Raw genomic sequence first — 628 nt, 5'->3', positions numbered from 1 at the left:
GAGGCCGGCGGCGACTGTGCCGCCGCCGGCGCGAAGGGTGCGAGGCCGAGCAGGGCGAGCGCCTGCCGGCGGGTGCGGGCCGCGAGGGTCGTCATGCGTCCATCTGCCTCCACGGCCCGCCCCGGGTCAACGCTGGCGACGCGCCGCCGCCTCGGCGCGGGCCATGGCGACGATCGGCTCGAAGAAGGCGTGATCGCGCACGGCGTAGCCCGCGCCCGTGCCGCGCTCGATCTCGCGGTAGATGTCGGGATGCGCCGCCGGCAGGGCCAGGTGGAAGGCGCGCATGTCGGCCCGGAAGGCCTCCGGCAGGTCGCGGCGCACGCCAATCGGCCCGTTCGGGATCGGGCGGGACCGCCAGATGATGCGGATGTCGGACATGCGCAGCATCTCCTTGTCCACCATGGCCCGCAGGTTGCCGCGGCTGAAGCCCTGGCTCTCCTCGCCGATGCCGGAGGCCCAGGTCACGCCGCCGTCGTATTGCCGGTTCAGCACGGCGATCACCGCCTGCTCGTGCCCGCCGGCGAAGCCGGTGCGGCTGAAGAAGGTGTCGATGTTGATGCCGGCCTCGCGCAGCTCGCTGCGCGGCACCAGGAAGCCGGAGGTGGAGTTCGGGTCGGCCCAGGCCAGG

The 628-nt window shown here is 73.9% G+C and carries 1 protein-coding gene; it reads right to left on the bottom strand.

Going from position 1 to position 628, the window contains the following annotated elements; all coding sequences use genetic code 11:
- Nucleotides 1–126: 126 nt before the first annotated feature.
- Nucleotides 127–628 (bottom strand): PhnD/SsuA/transferrin family substrate-binding protein (locus tag OZN99_RS33080; protein WP_270939399.1); only part of this gene is annotated, 502 nt, incomplete at its 5' end.

Source organism: Falsiroseomonas oryzae (assembly GCF_027856955.1).
Classification (GTDB): domain Bacteria; phylum Pseudomonadota; class Alphaproteobacteria; order Acetobacterales; family Acetobacteraceae; genus Falsiroseomonas; species Falsiroseomonas oryzae.
The sequence above is the reverse complement of the archived record's forward strand: the minus strand, read 5'-3'. Positions and strand labels throughout refer to the sequence as shown.